This window comes from Phenylobacterium sp. (assembly GCF_004799515.1).
In the GTDB taxonomy this organism is placed as follows: Bacteria; Pseudomonadota; Alphaproteobacteria; order Caulobacterales; family Caulobacteraceae; genus Phenylobacterium.
Window position 1 is genome coordinate 85980 of the sequence record NZ_SSMX01000053.1, and the last position, 17154, is coordinate 103133.

Sequence of the window (17154 nt, forward strand, 5' to 3'; positions counted from 1 at the left end):
TTGTGCAGCCAACGGCGGGGCCGCGTCACCTTAAGCTTTTTTCACCCCGGACTTTGCATCCGTTTCGCTTCTGAAACTACTCGTCGTGAGTTTTGAAGACTATTCGAAGGCGAAACCGTGTTCAGCCGCGAAGCCGTCGAGGACGGGCGGCGTGGAGTCGAACACCTCGCGGCGCCCGAGACCGTCCTTAGCGCGGAGATAGACACAGGCCTTGCCCACCGGGCCATCGCGTTCGACCACCCCCAACCGTCCGTTTTCGGACAGTTGGGCGGTCCAGGCGGCGGGCGCGCGGCCCACGGCGCCCTCACAAACGATCACGTCGAACTCGCCGGCGGGCAGCTGCGACAGATCGCCCCCCTCCACCGTCATGACGCTCAGCCCCAGCTTTTCCAGCAGGGCGGCGGCGTAAGGGGCGGCGATGGCCAGCGCCCGTTCGCCCGGCATCGGCCGGACCGCCTGCATCAGCTTGGCCAGGTCGCGCGGCTTCAGGAGGGTGCGGCCCGGCGCATAGGCCACCTCGATATCGGCGTAGGCCAGGTAGGCCCGCTCGGCCGGCAGGAAGCTCTCGCGCGGCAGGACGCGCATGGCGTCGTGGATGCGCACGTCGGTGACGTCCGCCGGACGCACCTGGCTCTCCACCATGTTCAGCCGGGCGGCGGCGAAGTCGGCCATCGGGTCGTCCCTGAAAGTGCGAGGAAGGGCGGCAGTGGATTCTGGCTGGCTTATAGGTCCCCGCCGCGGCCCAAGGCAATCGCGCCGGCGCGTCGCAGGGCCCCGCGGCCAAGGCGCCCGCCCCGTTGCCCTGGCGCGGGCCTTCTGTTAGCGATCCGCCTCCCCGCCGCGCGATGGCGCGATCCGGGGAACGCCGGGCCCGCACAGGGCTCGCGGCGGCCTGATGGCGGAGTGGTGACGCACCGGACTGCAAATCCGTGAACCCGGGTTCGATTCCCGGTCAGGCCTCCAAATTTTCCAAGACTTCAGCCGCGCCTTAGGCCTCGACCCGACGCCGCAGGCCCTCCAGCACCGCGCCGGCGACGAGGGCGGTGTGGATCCGCAGGTCCGGCACGGCGATCGCTTCCCAGAAGGCGCCGCGGGTGAGCGGCCCGACCGCGAAGAGGCCCGGGGTCGGCGCGCCCGACTGGCCGATCACCCGCAAGGCGCCGTCGACGTCCAGGCCCAGGCCGAGCGGATCGGCGCGCAGGGCGCCGCGATGCGCCAGCCGGCCGAGCAGGTCCTCGGTCCCCGCCTGGGGCGCGCCGCGCAGGCCCGTGCAGTTGACCACCCCCTCGAAGCGCCGCGTGATCCAATGGCCGTCCGATCCGCGCTGGAAGGTGGCCTCGAAGCCCCCGTCGACCGCCCGGATGCGCGCGAGCCGGCCGCCCAGCACCTCGAGGTCGCCGGCGGCGACCAGCGTCTCGACCCGGGCGGCGATGGCGGGCGCCATGCGATGGCGGTGCACGTCCCACCAGCTCTGCAGATGGCGCAGGAAGCGGCGCTTCTCCGCGAGCGGCCAGCCCCGCCAGATGGCGGCGGCCTGGGGGCGGATGCTGTCCACCGCCTCGCGCCAGCCGACCTGCCCCGCATAGGCCCGCAGGGTGCGGAGCGCGCGCGCGGGGGTGTCGAGCGGCCCGGCGGGCGGCGGGGTGTGCGGCGCGGTGGGCGCATGCGCCCGCGGCAGGAGACCGTGCCGCGACACCGCCGTCAGCCGCCGCCCCGGCCGGGAGAGCGCGATGGCGACATCGACCATGGTCAGGCCCGAGCCGACCACCAGGACCTCGCCCTGCGGCAGGGCGCCGCCGCCAAGGCTCCAGGGGTTCGGCGCATAGTTCGGCGCGGCGATGACCGCCTCGTCGGCGCCCGGCAGCGCAGCCGGCAGGGGCGAGCCCACGGCCAGGACGCTGGCGTCGGCCGCGAAGCCGCGCCCCAGCTTGAGCTCGACCCTCTGGCGGCCGTCGCGCCAGACGATGTCGACCGCCTCGTCCTGCTCCAGCAAGAGCCGGCCGACGCTGCCGGGGTCGTCCAGGTGCCCGCGCAGCAGGCTCTGCAGGTAGTCGCCGTAGCGGCTGCGGCTGACGAAGGCGCCCGGCCCGTCGCAGTCGCCCTGGGCGCGCAGCCAGGCCGCGAAATGCTCCGGCTCGTCGGGGAAGGCGCTCATGTTGGCGACGCGCACGTTGAGCAGGTGGTCGGGGTTTTCCGTCCCATAGGCGCGGCCGCGGCCGAACTGCGGCGCCCGCTCGACCAGCCGGACCACCACCTCCGGATCGGCGTGCAGCAGGTGGATGGCGGTGAGCAGCCCGCTGAAGCCGCCGCCGATGACCGCGACGGTGGGGCGGGCGGGCGCGGGCCGGTCGCGGATCATCATGCAAATCCTCAAACGGAACCGCGACCGGACGGTTCAGCCCTGGTTCAAGCCCCCATATCAGACCTGGCCCCGCGGCGTCGCGCCCCGGGTGAACGCCCTGCCCGGCTAGGCTGAAAGGCCGGACGCCAGGCTGAGCTCGACCTGCCGCCAGCGTGGCGTCGGGACGCCGCGCGGGTCGCGGGCGTCGTCGAAGATCTCGTCCAGCACCTCGGCCGATTCCACCAGGCCCGGGCCGGGGCGGCTGAAATAGTGGTGGCCGTCGACGGCGTAGACGCGGCTGGACCGCACGGCCTTCAGGTCGCGCCAGCCGGGGCGCCCGGTCATCGCCGGCATCTCGTCCAGGACCTGCGGGATGCGGCAGCCGCAGGGCATCAGCACGATCACGTCCGGGTCGGCCTCGCGCAGGGCGTCCCATTCCAGCCAGGGCGAATGCTGGCCGGCCGCGGCGAACAGGGGCGCGCCGCCCGCCGCCTCGATCAGCTCGGGGACCCAGTTGCCGGCCGCCATCAGCGGATCCATCCATTCGACCGCCGCCACGCGCGGACGCCAGTCCCGGCGCGCGGCCTTCGCCCGCAGCCGCTCGAGCCGGGCCTCCAGCCTGACGATGGTCTCGGCGGCGGCTTTGTCCGCGCCGGCGACCTCGCCGACCCTTCGGATGTCGCCCCAGACGTCGGCCAGGGTGTCGGGTGCGAGCGACAGCAGCACCGGCGGCGTCCCAACCCAGCTCGCCAAGGCCTCTTCCAGGTCGCGCGGGGTCACTGCGCAGACCGCGCATTGCGACTGGGTGAGGATGATGTCGGGCTTGAGCGCCTTCAGCCGCTCGGCGTCCACCTCATAGACCGACAGACCCTGGCGGACGATCTCCTGCACCCGGTCCTCGACCTGGCGCGCGGTCAGGCCCTTTTCGAGCTTGGTCGCCGTGCAGACCGGCAGGCGCTCGACCCCGGCGGGCACGTCGCATTCATGGGAGCGCCCGACCAGGGCGTCGCCGCAGCCGATGGCGACGGCGATCTCCGTGGCGCTGGGCAGCAGGGAGACGATGCGCGGCGCGCGAGGCTGGGACACCGGCGGGACTCCGGGAGTTGAGGAACGCCGCTTCCCCTACCGCATCGCCGGCGCCGCCGCGAGCCTAGGCGGCCGGGATCAGGTCGACGAAGCCGAAGCCATCCCTCGCCTCACGCCCACCGAGCGTGAAATCCACCGGCTGGCGGAAGTTCGGGCCGTCGAAGACGAAGGTGTGGAATTCTCCGTTCTCGCCGGCGGGATCGACGCCGTCCGGCAGGTCGGCCAGGAAGGCCACGTCGACCGCCCGCCCCGCGAAGCTCAGATCCAGCTTGGCCAGGTCGACGCAGACCGCCACCGCCTTGAAGCCCTGGGCGATGAACGCCTCGAGAAAGCCGCGCGTCGCCCGGCCCCAGACGGGATAGATGGCGGTCATGCCCAGCCTGGCCATCAGCGCGTCGCGATAGGCGCGGATGTCCTCCAGGAAGAGGTCGCCGAAGGCCACCGTCTCCACCCCGGCGCGCCGATACTCGGCCAGCGCCTCGCCCAGCGCGGCCTCGTAGACCGCGTTGCTCGGGAAGGCCGGCAGCGCCAGTTCGCGCAACGGCAGGCCGAGGGCGGTGGCCTGCCGGACCAGCAGGTCGCGGCGCACGCCGTGCATGCTGATCCGCTCGCTGTCCCGGGTGACCGAGGTCAGCAGGCCCGCGACCGTGGTTCCAGGCGTCTGTTGCAGGGCGCTCAGCGCCATGCAGGCGTCCTTGCCGCCGCTCCAGGACATCACCACCGCTGTCATGCGGCCGAGCCTCCCGCGATTCCCGCCCCGGTTGGCGGCCTTTCAAAAGCCGTCCGCAAATGTTTGATACCCGACGGATACAACCGGCGCGGCCCCTTAGGTGTTTGCCCTGAATTGATCCGGACGAATGGACGCGCGCAGAATAGCGATGCTCGAGGCGAGCCGCGAATTGAAGCCTATGACGAGATTGTGGCCAGCCTTCAGGGCGATTCCCGTCGACGGCGGCAATTCCCTGCGCGGCTTCTTCCTGGGCCAGGTCCTGGCGCTGCTGGCGTCTGTGGCGGCGCTGGCCCTGCACATGCTGTTCGGGCCCATCTTCAGCCATTCGGTCTATCTGTTCTGCCTGCCGGCGGTGCTGATCTGCGCGGCCTTCGGCGGTTTCCCCTCGGCGATGAGCGCCACGGTGATCCTGGCCATCGGCGCCTTCGTCGCCGACGCCTACGCCGCGCTCACGCTTCCCGAGCAGGTCGGCCGCGCGGCGGTCTTCCTGCTGCTGGGCGCGGGCTTCGCCCTGGTCGGCGGCCAGCTGCGGCGCATGATCGTTGGGCAGGAACAGCAGCTGATCGAACTGGCGGAACGCGCCGCGATCCTGCGCGCCAGCCTGGACGCGGCCAGCGACGCCTCGGTGGTCGTCGACGAGGAAGGCGTGGTGATCGGTTTCAGCCACGCGGCCGAGGCCGTGTTCGGCTGGACCGCCGCGGAGGTGATCGGGCGCAACGCCGCCATCCTGATGCCCCTCTCCGACGCCCAGGGCCACGACAACCACATCCGCCGCTATGTGGAGACCGGCGAGCGGCGCGTGGTCGGCTCCTCGCGCATGGTCACCGGTCGGCGCAAGGACGGCGAGGCCTTCTCGATGGAGCTGCGCCTGGGCGAGCTGCGGGTCGGCCGGCGGCGCTACTTCATCGGCGCGGTGCGCGACCTGTCGACCATGCGCGAGGCCGAGCGGCGCTCCGACGAACTGCAGGCCCACCTCACCCAGGTCTGGAGCCTGAACTCCATGGGCGAGATGGCCTCGGTGCTGGCGCACGAACTCAACCAGCCATTGTCCGCCGTGGCCAACTACCTACGCGCCGCCCGCACCCTGATCGCCCATCATGAGATCGATGACGACGACCTGATCGACGCGGTTTCGAGGGCCGGAGACCAGGCTGTCCGGGCCGGTGAAATCATTCGGACCATGCGTGATTTGGCCACACGTGGGGGTACGGAGCAGAAGGCCGAGAGCCTCTCCGGCATCTTAGGAGAAATCGAATTCATTATAGGGTTAATGGTTCGTGATGCCGGCGCCAGGGTATTCTACGATCTCTACCAAGGTCCTGATGTCGTCCTTGCTGATCGGATCCAGATCCAACAGCTTGTGGTTAACTTGGTGCGGAACGCCATCGATGCAGTGGCGAAGTTCCCTGATCGAGAAATTAAAATCTCCACCAAGCCGGATGCAGATGGTAAACTTCTGACGACAGTCGAGGACAGTGGTCCAGGGGTCGATACCGCGGTTATGGGCAGGGTCTTTCAACCGCTCGCCAGCACCAAGCCTACCGGAATGGGGCTAGGCCTTTCGATTTGCCGCGCTATAGTCGAAAACCACGGCGGTCGGATTTGGGTCGAATCCAGCCCGCTGGGAGGCGCCGCTTTTCGTTTCGTACTGGCGCGGACGAGTGTGAAGGGTGATGACGCCAGCGTCCGAACGGACCGTGTTCGTCGTCGATGACGACGCCGCCGCGCTAGATTCGCTCGTCCTTTTGCTGCGCTCGGACGGACTCAACCCTAGCGGGTTTTCTTCCGCTCACGCGTTCCTGGACGCCCTGTCGCCGAACGCCCGCGGCTGCGTGATCAGCGACGTGCGGATGCCCGGCATGGACGGCGTCCAACTGCTGCGCCACCTGAAGCAGATCGGCTGCATCCTGCCGGTCATCGTCATCACCGGCCACGCCGACGTCACCGTGGCGGTGCAGGCGATGAAGGCCGGCGCCGCGGAGTTCATCCAGAAGCCCTTCGAGAGCGAACAGATCCTGCGCATGGTCCGCGCCTGCCTCGAGGAGAACGACGAGGCCCACGACATGAGCGCCGGGCGCATGCGGGTCCTGCGCCGCATCGAGAGCCTGACGACCCGCGAGCGCCAGGTCCTCGACCTGATCATGGAAGGCGCCAGCAACAAGCTGATCGCCTCAAGCCTGGCGATCAGCCCGCGCACGGTGGAAATCTACCGCGCCAACGTCATGTCGAAGATGCGCGCCGACAGCCTGTCGGAATTGATCCGCATGACCCTCTCCAGCGGCGCGGCCTGAACCGTTTTCCGAAGACTATCGCGCGATAGGGGATTTTACCTAAGTATTGCCTCTCGGGTGAAATTCGCCTGCGGCTATGCTTGAGTCGGCCCTGCCATGAGTAGCGTCCAGTCCGTGTTGAAACCCCATCTCGCCGCTCCCCCGGCGAATGAGGGCCAAGCGTATCCGGCGCCCGGCGACGTGGCGCAACGCCTCGACGCCCTGCACCGGATGTCCGGCGCGCTCACCCATGATTTCAACAATCTGCTGGGGGTGATCCTCAGCGCCAACGAGCGGCTCGCCGAAGAGCTGCCCGAAGGCAGCGAGCAGCGGAAGCTCGCCCTGATCGCCCTCGAGGCCGCCGAACGCGGCGCGGAGCTGCTGCGCCGTGCGCTCACCCTGGCCCAGGGCCAAGCGCCCGATTCCGACACCATCGACGCCGCCGAGGCCCTGGCCACTGTGCGGGGCCTCGCCCGCCAGGCCATCACCCCGGACGTGCGCCTGGAGGTCCGCGAGCCGAACCAGGCGATCGCCTGCGCCGGCGACCGCGTCGGCCTGGAGATGGCGCTCCTCAACCTCTGCCTGAACGCCGGCCACGCCACGCCCGCGGGCGGCCGTGTGGTCGTCCAGGCCCACCGCGTGCAGGTCGGCAGGTCCGACCACCTGGGCCTCACGGCCGGGGCCTATGCGGCCTTTTCGGTGCGCGACACCGGCTGCGGCATGTCGCCGGAGACCCTGACGCGCGCCACCGATCCCCTGTTCACCACCAAGGCGACGGGAACCGGCCTGGGTCTGAGCTCTGTGGCCGACTTCGCCCGCTCGGCGGGCGGAGCGCTGTCGCTGTGGTCCCGCCCGGGCCAGGGCACGACGGCCACCCTCTACCTGCCGCTGCTCGACGCCGCGCCAGACGCGGTCGCCGCCTGACCGGCTGGCGTCGGCGCTTCCATCCTCCCTCGACCCCGCTCGTCCCGGCGGAGGCCGGGGCCCGGATGGGATGACGCCAACGCGGCTTCTATCCGCACTGAGGACATCCCGTCAGTTTCTGAGCCCTGAGATCTGGATCCCGGCCTTCGCCGGGATGAGCGGTCCCTAGTGGCTTGGCTCGATCTCCTGTCCACCCCGCACAGCAAAAGGGCCGGACGCCGCCTGGCGTCCGGCCCTCTTGGCTGGGAGACCTATCAGGGACTAGGCGGCGAGCGCCTGGCGTTCCTCGATCATCGACTCGGCAGGCGTGTCGCGCAGCATGTAGCCGCCGCCCCAGACGGTCTCGATCTGGTTGGCGCCATGGGCGGCCGCGGCCAGCTTCTTGCGAAGCTTGCAGATGAACACGTCGATGATCTTCACCTCCGGCTCCTTCAGGCCGTTGTAGAGGTGGTTGAGACACATCTCCTTGGTCAGCACCGAGTTCTTCCGCAGGGACAGCAGCTCCAGCACCTTGTACTCGCTGGGCGTCAGGTGGACCGGCGCGCCGGCGACTTCCGCGGTGCGGGTGTCGAGGTTGAGCGCGATGTTCCCGGTGCGGATGATCGATTCCGCGTGGCCGCGCGACCGGCGCACCACCGCGTTGATCCGGGCGGCCAGTTCGGCCTTGTGGAACGGCTTGGTGATGAAGTCGTCGGCGCCGGCGCCCAGGGTCTTGACCTTGGTCTCGATGTCGCCGGTGGCGGTCAGGATGATGATCGGGGTGCGGATCTTCTTCAGGCGGACGGCGCGCAGCACCTCGATGCCGTCCATGTCGGACAGGTCGAGGTCAAGCAGCATCAGGTCGTAGTCATAGAGGCCGGCCAGTTCGATGGCGTCCTCGCCCATGTCGGTCGTGAACACATTGTGCCCTTCGGCCACGAGCTTCAGCTCGATGCTCTTGGCCGCAACCGGATTGTCTTCCACCAGAAGGATATGCATCTCGTTTAGCTCCCATGCCCAGTTAAGTGATTGGAATTCTTACCGATCAGGCGATTGGAGATCGCCAGGATCTGCGACACGCGAAAGGGCTTGGCCAGGACCTCGTCGGCTCCCAGGTGCTTCGCCCAACTCAGGTAATCCCGCCGCCCGCCCGGGCCCGCGCCGGAGATCGCGATGATCTTCGGCGGCGTCGGCCGGCGCTTGATCTGCAGGATGGCGCCGATACCCTCCATCTCCGGCATGACGATGTCGGTGACGACGAGATCGGGGTGAAAGCTGTCCAGCGCGAGCAGGCCCTTGCGGCCGTTCTCGGCGGTGTGCGTGATGTAGCCGGCGGCGATGAAGCCCTTGGCCATCAGATCCAGCAGGGCCGGATCGTCGTCGATCAGCAGCACCGTGGCGGCCGTGTGGCCGTCGGGCTGCTCATCGGTGACTAGGCGAAGGTTTGGCATCTGCGCGGCGTTCTCAGCGATTGACTTATGGTTAATGTTTTTAACCACGTTGATTCGCTGGGATCATCCTGAGGCGTTTACCTAGGTGGTTTCCCGTATGAGTAGAGTAGGTAGAGTTCCGTAGGCGGAAAACGGGCGCCTCCGCGGCGGCGCCCGACCGAAATTCCGAGCGATATCAGCCCCTCTCGCGCCAGATGGCCAGGGCGAGGCTCGGCCGCACAATGAAGAGCGCGCCCCAGACGGCCAGCACGCCCAGGTAGCGCAGACCCCGGCGGCGCGGGCGGATCTCGGTTTCGTAGAGGTTGGCGTAGTCGGCGATAACGCTCATCGGCGGTCCTCCTGCATGACAGGGGGAAGCTCTAGGCGCCCGCTACGACAGCTCCGGACGTATGGGCCCGCCGCGCGATCTCCACCTGTTCGGCGAGGGTGGCCTTGAGCACGGGCGGAGCCAGGACCTCGATCCGGTCGCCCCAGGTGAACAGATGCCAGGCCAGTTCCAGCATGCCGCTGGCCCGGAAGCGCACGATCACCGCGCCGTCCGCCTGCGGTTCGACCGACTGGTTGGCGTGGAAGCGCCAGCGCAGGGCGTCCTCCGCTCCCGCCGGCGTGGCGCGCAGCACCACATCCTCGGTGTCGTCATGGAAAATGCCGAAGCTCTGATCGGCGTAGTCCTGCAGGGAAAAGCCGTCCGGGCGCACGGCGGCCCGCGCGGTGACCTCGATGTCGCGGATGCGGTCCAGCCGCCAGTTGCGCGGCCCCTGCCCTTCGTCGGCCACCAGATAGTTGGAGCGGCCGAACAGCAGACCGAAGGGCGTCACCTGACGCACCCGCCCGGGCGTGGCGCCGCCCTTATAGCGGAAGCGCAAGGCCCGCAGGGACAGCAGCGCCTCGCGCACCGCGGCCAGCACGGTTGCGTCCTCGAAGGGCCGGGGCCCCGCCTGGACGGCGATGGTCTCGGCCTGCAACAGCGCCTCCAGGTCCGGGGCGAGCTTGCGCCGCGCCGCCGCGCGCGTGGCCGAGAGCACCTTCTGCTCCAGGGATTTCAGCGCCCCGGCCCGCGCCGAGGCGCCCTGCTGGGCGAACATCTCAGCCGCCGCGGCCACAGCCGCAAGCTCCTCGGCCGTCGGAGCCTGAAACAGGCCGTCGAGTCCCGCCGGGATGCGGAAACGCCGGGTGGGCGGGTCGTCGACCTCCTCCATCTGCGGGAAGACGTCGCGCACGGCGTCGCGCATCCGCTCGGCGGTGCGGCGGCCCACCCCCAGACGCTCGGCCATCTCGTCGAGGGTCAGGCCCTCGGCGGTGGCGGCCAGCATCCGCGCCAGCTCCAGCAGCCGTCCGGCCTTTTCGTGGCGCATGGAGACCTCGTACGTCCGATTCTGGCGTGGCGACCAATCAGAGCTGAGCGCGTTGAAACCCGCAACGGAGTTCAGACCATGACCTACCGCCGCTTCCGCTCCCGCTTGGCCAAGCCGATCGAGATGGCCGCCTTCGAACGCCCTGCCCTGCCGGGCTCCGTGGTCGACGCGGTGCTGCGCTTCCACGACGAGGCCCAGGACCAGGGCGCGGGCCGCACCCTCCTGCGGCTCAGCGAAAAACGCCTGCGCGCGCCCGAGGTGAAGAAGGCGCTCGGCAAGCTCTGCGCCCGCGCCGCCAACGTCTCGGTCCTGTGGAATGAGGACGAGTGCCAGATCATCCGGGTGCTGGAGGCGGCCTAGCCTTCGTGCCGGTAGTTCGGCTGGTCGATGGCGAGTTGGTCGAGGACATTGGCTTTCAGGGCCGCCAGCAGGCCCGGCGATGCGACATCCATCGTCCCCTCGCGCAAGCGCCGGCAGAGTTCGCCGTTGAGCTCCGCGTAGCCGCCGCCGTGGTCGAGCAGCACGACCAGCCGCTGGGTCGCGGCGGCCTCGGCCGCCGGGCCCAGCGTCAGCTCGCGGCCGATCACCCCCAGGACGTTGACGGCCACCCGGGCCAGGAAGGCGTTGCGCGGATCGAGGTCGGGCCGCAGCTCGTCCACCCAGCGCGCCACCGCCTGCGCCAGCTCCTCGGTGCGCGGATGGGTGATCACAGCCCGGCCTCCAGGAGGTGGATGAGGTCGATCTCGGTCTCGGAGACGCGGCGGCCGATCATCGGACGCTCCACCGAGGCCTCCGTCCCGCCGGACCAGCTCAGGTACATCATCAGGCACATGACGCCCCACTTCAGTGAGCCCAGGGCCTGCCAGGCGCGGACCCGGCGGAGCGGCACGGGCCGTCCGCCCGCGGCCTCGTAACCGGCGAGGAGGTCGGCATAGTCGCCGAAGCCGCCCACCGGACGGTCGGGCCGCCCGAACCGCCAGGAGTTGACGCAGATCCAGCCGAGGTCCTCGGCCGGGTCGCCGATGTGCGACAGCTCCCAGTCCAGAACCGCCGCCACGCCGGTCTCCGGGCTGATCATCAGGTTGCCATTGCGGAAGTCCCCGTGCAGCAGCACCAGGTCGACCGGCTCGGGCGCGGACGCCTTCAGGTGCTGGAACGCGAGCTCCAGCACCGGTCGCTCGGCGCCCGAGGCGCGGTAGATGTCCTCATAGCGGCCAAGCTCGACCAAGAAATCGGCGGTCTTCAGCTCGGCGGCGGCCGGCGGCGGCGTGGCGTGGATCTGCGCCAGCACCTCGCCGCATTGGCGCGCCAGCCCCGGCCGGACGGCGTCGAAGCGCGGGTCGGCGACGATGCGGCGGCCAAGCGCCTCGCCGACGATCCGCTCAGTGACATGGCATTCGCCCAGGCCGTCCTCGTCGTCGCACAGGTGCACCAGCGGCGGGGCCGGCGCGCCCTGGAGGCGCACCGCGCGGATCAGGGCGGCCTCGGCGGCCAGGCTGGTGGAACGCGACGCATCCGGATCGAAGGGCGCGGAGCGGCGGCGCAGGATCAGGTCGCGCCGGCGCTGGCCCGGGATCTCCATCGAGAACGCCCAGGTCTCCATGCTGGCCCCGCCCGACAGCCGCTCGGCCGCGGCCAGGACGGCGTCTTCGCCCCCCAGCCGCCGGGCCAGCGCCGGCAAGACGGCAAGCACGTCGACGCTCATGACTTAATACCCCCCAACACCAGGCTCTCCTGCCCGCGATCAGGGCTGCGTTCCAGCGGCTTGTAAATGACCGCGATGCGCTAAGCTCCCGGCAAAAGCCGTTGGAGGACGCCCGTGGATTTCGACCTGCCGCCCGAACTGACCGCCTATCTGGCCGAACTCGACGCCTTCATCGAGCGCGAGATCAAGCCGCTGGAGGCGCAGGACGACAACATCCGCTACTTCGACCACCGGCGGGAATACGAGCGCACCGACTGGGAGCGCGGCGGCCTGCCGAAGAAGGAATGGGAAGAGCTGCTGAGCGAAGCGCGCCGACGCGCCGACGCGGCCGGCCACCTGAAGTACGGCTGGCCCAAGGAGCTGGGCGGCGGCGGCGGCTCTCAGCTCGACCTGGCGGTGATCCGCGAGCACCTGGCCGCCAAGGGCCTCGGCCTGCACAACGACCTGCAGAATGAGCACTCGATTGTCGGCAACAACCCCTTCATCCTGATGTTCAAGGCCTTCGCCACCAACACCCAGTACGCGCGCGACGCCGACAAGCTGCTGACCGGCCAGCTGCGCACGGGCTTTGGCCTCACCGAGCCCAACCATGGCTCCGACGCCACCTTCATGGAGACAACGGCGGTCCCGCAGGACAAGGACGGCAAGCCGGGCTGGCTGATCCGCGGCGAAAAGATGTGGACCACCGGCATGCACGTGGCGACCCACGTGATGGTCTTCGCCCGCACCTCGGGGAAGGATGGCGACGCCGCCGGCATCACCTGCTTCATCGTCCCGGCCGATACGCCAGGCGTGAAGGTCGAGGAGTACCTCTGGACCTTCAACATGCCCACCGACCACCCGCGGGTCAGCTTCACCGACGTCTGGGTGCCGGAGGACAGCTATTGGGGCGAGGTCGGCAAGGGCCTAAGTCTCGGCCAAAGCTTCGTGCACCAGAACCGCATCCGCCAAGCCGCCTCGTCCCTCGGCGCGGCCGTCTACTGCATCGAGGAAAGCGTGAAGTACGCCCGCGAGCGCAAGCCGTTCGGCAAGGCGCTGGCGGAGAACCAGGCCATCCAGTGGCCGCTGGTGGAGCTGTCGACCCAGGCGGAGATGCTGCGCCTGCTGATCCGCAAGACCGCCTGGCAGATGGACCGCATGGACCACAAGGAGATCGAGCGGACGATCTCCGACAAGGTCTCCATGTGCAATTACTGGGCGAACCGTCTGGTCTGCGAGGCGGCCGACCGCGCCATGCAGACCCACGGCGGCATCGGCTATTCGCGGCACAAGCCCTTCGAGCACATCTACCGCCATCACCGCCGCTATCGGATCACCGAGGGCTCCGAGGAGATCCAGATGCGCAAGGTGGCCGCCTATCTGTTCGGCTATGCCGGACCCAAGCGGCGGGCTTTCGCCGAACAGGGGATCGAGGCTTGAGCCACACTGTGGAGCATCGGCTGGCGGTCTACGGCTCCCTGGCGCCCGGACGCTCGAACCACGGCCAGCTGGCGGGGCTGGCCGGCGACTGGCGGCCCGGCGCGGTGCGCGGGTCGCTGCGCCAGGCCGGCTGGGGCGCGGCCCAGGGCTTCCCGGGGCTGGTGCTCGATCCGGAGGGCGCGGAAGTCGGGGTGCAGGTCTTCACCTCGCCGGACCTGCCGGCCCATTGGGCGCGCCTCGACGCCTTCGAGGGCGAGGACTACCGGCGCGTGGCCGTCACGGTCGTGGGGCCGGACGGCGCGGTGGAGGCCTATATCTACGTGGTGGACGGCTAGGCCGCCGCCTGGCCGCCGTAGAGGCGGTCGAACACCGGCGGCAGGCTGCCGGGCAGGCCGAGCAGCGGGCCGGACGAGAGCAGCAGCACCACCTCGTCGCCCTTCAGGGCGCTGAGAGCCCGGGTCGCCTCCTCCGCCGTCGCCACGCCGGTCGCCGGGACGCCGGCGGCCGCAGTGCGGCGCAGGATGTCCTTCAGGCTCGACTGATGGTGGGTGGCCGCCCCGTGGGTCGGCGGCGGCAGCATCAGGACGCGGTCGACGCCTTCGAAGACCGTGTCGTACCAGGGAAGCGCGTCGGCGCTGCGCCAGGAAAAGGTGTGCGGCTCGAACACCACCACCAGCGGTCGGTGCGGATAGTGCAGCAGCAGGGCCTCGATGGCCGAGCGCGCCTTCTCGTAGGACGAGCCGAAGCCCTCGATCACCGGCACGGCCGAGCGTGTCGTCAGCCGGTCGAGGCGCCGCCGGATGCCGGCAAAGCTCGCCACGCCCGCGGCGAGCTGGGCTTCGCTCACCAGTTCCCGCTCCAGCAGATAGGCGCCGACGCCCACGATGTTCTCGATGTTGTGCGCGCCCAGGAGGTGGGTGGAGAGCGCGATGCGCCCGCCGTCCGGACGCACCAGGACAAAGCGGCTCTCCTCGCCGAACGCCACCTCATCGGCCCACCAGCCCCCTTCACCGCCATGGGGGCAGCGGCCGGTGTCGTACCAGGCGATGCGGCAGACGGCTTCTTCGGCGATGGCGCGGATCGCCGGATGCTCGCGGGCCACCAGCAGCCCATCCGGCGGCAAGAGGCGCAGCAGCTCCCGGAACGGCGCCTCGTATTCGGCGAAGGTCGGGAAGACGTTGACGTGGTCATGGACCAGTGACGTCAAGAGCAGGTCGCGCGGGTGATACAGCAGGAACTTCGAGCGCCGGTCCGTGGGCGAGACGATGTACTCGTCGCCCTCCAGCACCATTTCGGGCGCGCTTCCCCAGTGGCCGGTGTCCGGCAGCGACGGCGAGATCGCGCCCACCATCCAGCCCGCGTCATGCCCGGCCCGATCCAGGACATGGGCCATCAGCGCCGTGCAGGTGGACTTGCCGAAGGAGCCGGCGACCACGGTGTTGACGCGGCCAAAGGTCGTCTCGCCCACCAGCTCCGGGAAGGTGGTGACCGTCGCGCCGCGGCGGCGTGCCGCGGCCACCTCGGGGTTGGCCTCGCCGCCCAGCTTGGCGCTGGCGCCCAACACCAGGACGTCCAGTCCCGCCGGCAGATTGGCGGCGTCGAACTGGCGGTAGAACGGAAAGCCCAGGCTTTCGACATAGGTCGACATGGGCGGGAAGACGTCTTCGTCGGAGCCGGAGACCTCGTGGCCCGCCTCGCGCATCATCAGCGCCGCGGCGCTCATGCCGGCTCCGGCGACGCCGGTGAAATGGATGCGCATGGCGGCCTTCGATTCGCTCCCGATTCGCCTGTCCGTCCCCGCCCGGACAAGGCTAGCGCATGCCCATTCAGGCTCCAATCGCGCTCCGCGCAGGCGTCCCTTACCGATGTCTTGGCGCGCCGGGACGCTGTTAATCGACCCTTAACCACGCGAGTCCAAGGTCACGCTTGTCTTCCTTGAAGACACCCCACCATCACCGACTTTTTCCAGCCCGGCGCTTGCGCCGGGCTCTTTTTTCCAGCCGCGCCGGTGCGGCGACCCGCCCGGCTTGCATAGACCGGCGCGCCAGCGTATAGGCCCCACCCTCGACGGCCTGATCCCCGATAGCTCAGCTGGTAGAGCAGTCGGCTGTTAACCGACTTGTCGCAGGTTCGAGTCCTGCTCGGGGAGCCATCGATTCCTGGAATATATAGGAAATTCATATTCCTAGATCTCCAGCCGAAACTAGAGTCCTAATTTCCGTCCTAAAATTGAATTGCTGAGCGCTAACCGACGGCGCGAGCGGATCTACGCGATAGGCCACGGTTCCGTCGCTGCCGTCGATCTTTAGGCCAGACGGACCGTGGGAGACCGGAGGTCTTCAACGACGATGCGCGGACGCCACAGCCTTCTAAGGCATACCGGAAGTCGTTAGCCGGTTCCTTCCAACCCTCTGAACGCCTCCACTAAAGCCTCGAACTCCTCTGGCGTATTGGCGCCGCGGAGGCGCTGGATGGCGTGGACGGGTGCCGGCAAGCGGGTGACGCCCCAGGCGTCGAGCAGGCGGCCGACCGCCCAGTCCGCCGGAGCATCCGCGGGCAGGCCGCCAAGCGGGGCCACGAAGGGAAATGGGTAGCCTTCGTAAGCGGCGCCCTCGGCTAGATCGAAGAGGGGCTTCAGATCCTGGGACTGCAGGGTGGGCGCATCGACCGCCAGCACCAGGGCGGTCTTGCACCCTCGCCGACGCAGAGTTCCGGCTCCGGCAATGATGCCGCCGACCGGCCCGCCCAAGGGGACCGGATCGTCGATGTGCAGATAGCCGTAGCCCTTGCCCCCGATGGTGAACACGGCCGTCGCGCCGGAGACGAAACAGAGTTGCAGGAGCCGATCGACGGCTCGCCTGCCGCAAACGTCCAACTCCGCCTTGTCGCGCCCCATTCTGGACGCGGCGCCGCCTGTCAGGATCAAGGCCCCGATCATTCCCCGCGCTCCCAACGAGCCTCGCGTCGCTTGGGCGTTGGCTCGAAGCGGCGCGCCTTGGAAGATTACGGTGATTGGGCAAGGCCCGGAAGCGCCGCGACAGCTAAGCTCAAGGTCCAGTTAAGACGATCCGTTCGGGGTGGGTGAAAACCTCGAAGCCGTCGGCGCGGGCGACTGCGACAAGGGTGATGCCGGCCGCCTCCGCGGTTCGCACCGCCAGCGCGGTCGGGGCGGACACCGCGATCAGGATCGGCGCGCCGATCACTGCGGTCTTCTGCACCATCTCCACCGAGACGCGGCTGGTCAGCAGCACGGCGCCGTCCGCGCCTTGCCGCCCGGCGCGCGCCAGGGCGCCGGCGAGCTTGTCCAGGGCGTTGTGCCGGCCGACGTCCTCCCGCACCGCCTCGAGGCTCGCCGCCGGCGTCCAGAAGCCCGCCGCGTGGACCGCGCGGGTGCGCCCTCCCAGCGCCTGGGCCGGCTGGAGCGCGGCCAGGGCGGCCATGACCTCCTGCGGGCTCAGCGTGAGTTCGCCGGTCACCGGGCTCGGCGCGCGCGCCGCCTCCGTTAGGCTGTCGATGCCGCAGAGGCCGCAGCCCGTGGGGCCGGCCAGGCGACGGCGCCTAGTGGCCAGCGCCTCGCGTTGGCCGGGCGCGAGCCACATCCGCGCCTCCATCCCCAGCTCGCCCTCGACGATCTCGATCTCGCGGATGTCGTGGATCGAGGCCACCACGCCCTCGGTCAGGCTGAGACCTAGCGCGAAGTCCTCGAGATCGAGCGGGGTGGCCATCATCACCGCGTAGGTGGAGGCATCGTAGACCACGGCGACCGGGGTCTCGTCCGGAACCTCCCGCACGCCGGGCTCCCCGCCGCCGTCGCGCCAGCGCAGTCGCGGCCAGGGTGTTGCGCCGTCCATCGGCCCAGTATCCAGAACCCGCCGCGATTTGCCTAGGCGGCGA

19 protein-coding genes and 2 tRNA genes are annotated in these 17154 nt (G+C 69.6%); 8 read left to right on the top strand and 13 right to left on the bottom strand.

What is annotated here, in order from left to right:
* Positions 1 to 99: 99 nt before the first annotated feature.
* Complete coding sequence (locus E8A49_RS20905; RefSeq protein WP_293386150.1) at positions 100 to 672, bottom strand: protein-L-isoaspartate O-methyltransferase; 573 nt, start codon at positions 670 to 672, stop codon at positions 100 to 102.
* Positions 673 to 889: 217 nt separating this feature from the next.
* Here E8A49_RS20905 and E8A49_RS20910 point away from each other — a divergent pair.
* Positions 890 to 963 (top strand) — tRNA-Cys (locus E8A49_RS20910).
* Between the two features lie 25 nt (positions 964 to 988).
* Here the strand turns inward: E8A49_RS20910 and E8A49_RS20915 are convergent.
* The 3 genes from E8A49_RS20915 to E8A49_RS20925 all read right to left on the bottom strand — a co-directional run bounded on the left by E8A49_RS20915 (position 989) and on the right by E8A49_RS20925 (position 4157).
* On the bottom strand, positions 989 to 2362 hold the full coding sequence (locus E8A49_RS20915) for an FAD/NAD(P)-binding protein (RefSeq protein WP_293386152.1): 1374 nt from the start codon (positions 2360 to 2362) through the stop codon (positions 989 to 991).
* Positions 2363 to 2467: 105 nt separating this feature from the next.
* Positions 2468 to 3427, bottom strand: a complete 960-nt coding sequence (locus E8A49_RS20920; protein WP_293386154.1) for a cobalamin-binding protein — start codon at positions 3425 to 3427, stop codon at positions 2468 to 2470.
* Between the two features lie 64 nt (positions 3428 to 3491).
* Complete coding sequence (locus tag E8A49_RS20925; RefSeq protein ID WP_293386156.1) at positions 3492 to 4157, bottom strand: adenine nucleotide alpha hydrolase; 666 nt, start codon at positions 4155 to 4157, stop codon at positions 3492 to 3494.
* A 127-nt stretch (positions 4158 to 4284) separates the two neighbouring features.
* On the opposite strand from E8A49_RS20925, the gene E8A49_RS20930 reads away from it, so the two are divergent.
* From E8A49_RS20930 to E8A49_RS20940, 3 genes are all read left to right on the top strand, one after another.
* The gene (locus E8A49_RS20930) at positions 4285 to 5871 is read left to right on the top strand and encodes a PAS domain-containing sensor histidine kinase (RefSeq protein WP_293386158.1); all 1587 of its coding nucleotides are present in this window, start codon (positions 4285 to 4287) and stop codon (positions 5869 to 5871) included.
* On the top strand, positions 5831 to 6448 hold the full coding sequence (gene fixJ / locus E8A49_RS20935; RefSeq protein ID WP_293386160.1) for a response regulator FixJ: 618 nt from the start codon (positions 5831 to 5833) through the stop codon (positions 6446 to 6448). The genes E8A49_RS20930 and fixJ overlap by 41 nt, the downstream gene beginning before the upstream one ends.
* 180 nt (positions 6449 to 6628) lie before the next feature.
* On the top strand, positions 6629 to 7351 hold the full coding sequence (locus tag E8A49_RS20940) for an ATP-binding protein (protein ID WP_293386162.1): 723 nt from the start codon (positions 6629 to 6631) through the stop codon (positions 7349 to 7351).
* A gap of 261 nt (positions 7352 to 7612) precedes the next feature.
* Here E8A49_RS20940 and E8A49_RS20945 read toward each other — a convergent pair whose 3' ends face one another.
* The 4 genes from E8A49_RS20945 to E8A49_RS20960 all read right to left on the bottom strand — a co-directional run bounded on the left by E8A49_RS20945 (position 7613) and on the right by E8A49_RS20960 (position 10136).
* Positions 7613 to 8329: a response regulator transcription factor gene (locus E8A49_RS20945; RefSeq protein ID WP_293386164.1), complete on the bottom strand. Its 717-nt coding sequence runs from the start codon at positions 8327 to 8329 to the stop codon at positions 7613 to 7615.
* A gap of 5 nt (positions 8330 to 8334) precedes the next feature.
* Positions 8335 to 8781 carry a response regulator gene (locus E8A49_RS20950; protein WP_293386166.1) on the bottom strand — a complete coding sequence of 149 codons (447 nt, stop codon included), beginning with the start codon at positions 8779 to 8781 and terminating at the stop codon, positions 8335 to 8337.
* A 175-nt stretch (positions 8782 to 8956) separates the two neighbouring features.
* A complete protein-coding gene (locus E8A49_RS20955; RefSeq protein ID WP_293386168.1) occupies positions 8957 to 9109 on the bottom strand; it encodes a hypothetical protein in 153 nt (50 codons plus the stop codon).
* 31 nt (positions 9110 to 9140) lie between these two features.
* Entirely contained in the window at positions 9141 to 10136 is a 996-nt protein-coding gene (locus E8A49_RS20960) for a WYL domain-containing protein (RefSeq protein WP_293386170.1), read from the bottom strand.
* 78 nt (positions 10137 to 10214) lie between these two features.
* On the opposite strand from E8A49_RS20960, the gene E8A49_RS20965 reads away from it, so the two are divergent.
* Positions 10215 to 10496 (top strand): hypothetical protein, encoded by a 282-nt coding sequence (locus E8A49_RS20965; protein ID WP_293386172.1) that lies wholly within the window; start codon positions 10215 to 10217, stop codon positions 10494 to 10496.
* On the opposite strand, the gene E8A49_RS20970 is transcribed toward E8A49_RS20965, so the two are convergent.
* Both E8A49_RS20970 and E8A49_RS20975 read right to left on the bottom strand, forming a co-directional pair.
* A complete protein-coding gene (locus E8A49_RS20970) occupies positions 10493 to 10846 on the bottom strand; it encodes a DUF6285 domain-containing protein (protein ID WP_293386174.1) in 354 nt (117 codons plus the stop codon). The two genes, E8A49_RS20965 and E8A49_RS20970, sit on opposite strands and share 4 nt — an antisense overlap.
* A complete protein-coding gene (locus E8A49_RS20975) occupies positions 10843 to 11841 on the bottom strand; it encodes a phosphotransferase family protein (protein WP_293386176.1) in 999 nt (332 codons plus the stop codon). The genes E8A49_RS20970 and E8A49_RS20975 overlap by 4 nt, the downstream gene beginning before the upstream one ends.
* Positions 11842 to 11955: 114 nt before the next feature.
* Here E8A49_RS20975 and E8A49_RS20980 point away from each other — a divergent pair, with 114 nt between their 5' ends.
* Complete coding sequence (locus E8A49_RS20980) at positions 11956 to 13260, top strand: acyl-CoA dehydrogenase family protein (protein ID WP_293386178.1); 1305 nt, start codon at positions 11956 to 11958, stop codon at positions 13258 to 13260.
* The gene (locus E8A49_RS20985) at positions 13257 to 13595 is read left to right on the top strand and encodes a gamma-glutamylcyclotransferase (RefSeq protein WP_293386180.1); all 339 of its coding nucleotides are present in this window, start codon (positions 13257 to 13259) and stop codon (positions 13593 to 13595) included. Before E8A49_RS20980 ends, E8A49_RS20985 begins: the two co-directional genes overlap by 4 nt.
* On the opposite strand, the gene E8A49_RS20990 is transcribed toward E8A49_RS20985, so the two are convergent.
* Positions 13592 to 15019: a Mur ligase family protein gene (locus tag E8A49_RS20990; RefSeq protein ID WP_293386182.1), complete on the bottom strand. Its 1428-nt coding sequence runs from the start codon at positions 15017 to 15019 to the stop codon at positions 13592 to 13594. The two genes, E8A49_RS20985 and E8A49_RS20990, sit on opposite strands and share 4 nt — an antisense overlap.
* A 317-nt stretch (positions 15020 to 15336) precedes the next feature.
* Between E8A49_RS20990 and E8A49_RS20995 the strand changes: the two genes are divergently transcribed.
* A tRNA-Asn gene (locus tag E8A49_RS20995) sits at positions 15337 to 15412 on the top strand.
* A gap of 237 nt (positions 15413 to 15649) precedes the next feature.
* On the opposite strand, the gene E8A49_RS21000 is transcribed toward E8A49_RS20995, so the two are convergent.
* Complete coding sequence (locus E8A49_RS21000) at positions 15650 to 16198, bottom strand: NTP transferase domain-containing protein (protein WP_293386184.1); 549 nt, start codon at positions 16196 to 16198, stop codon at positions 15650 to 15652.
* A gap of 109 nt (positions 16199 to 16307) precedes the next feature.
* Positions 16308 to 17111: a formate dehydrogenase accessory sulfurtransferase FdhD gene (fdhD, locus tag E8A49_RS21005; RefSeq protein ID WP_293386186.1), complete on the bottom strand. Its 804-nt coding sequence runs from the start codon at positions 17109 to 17111 to the stop codon at positions 16308 to 16310.
* Positions 17112 to 17154: the final 43 nt, after the last annotated feature.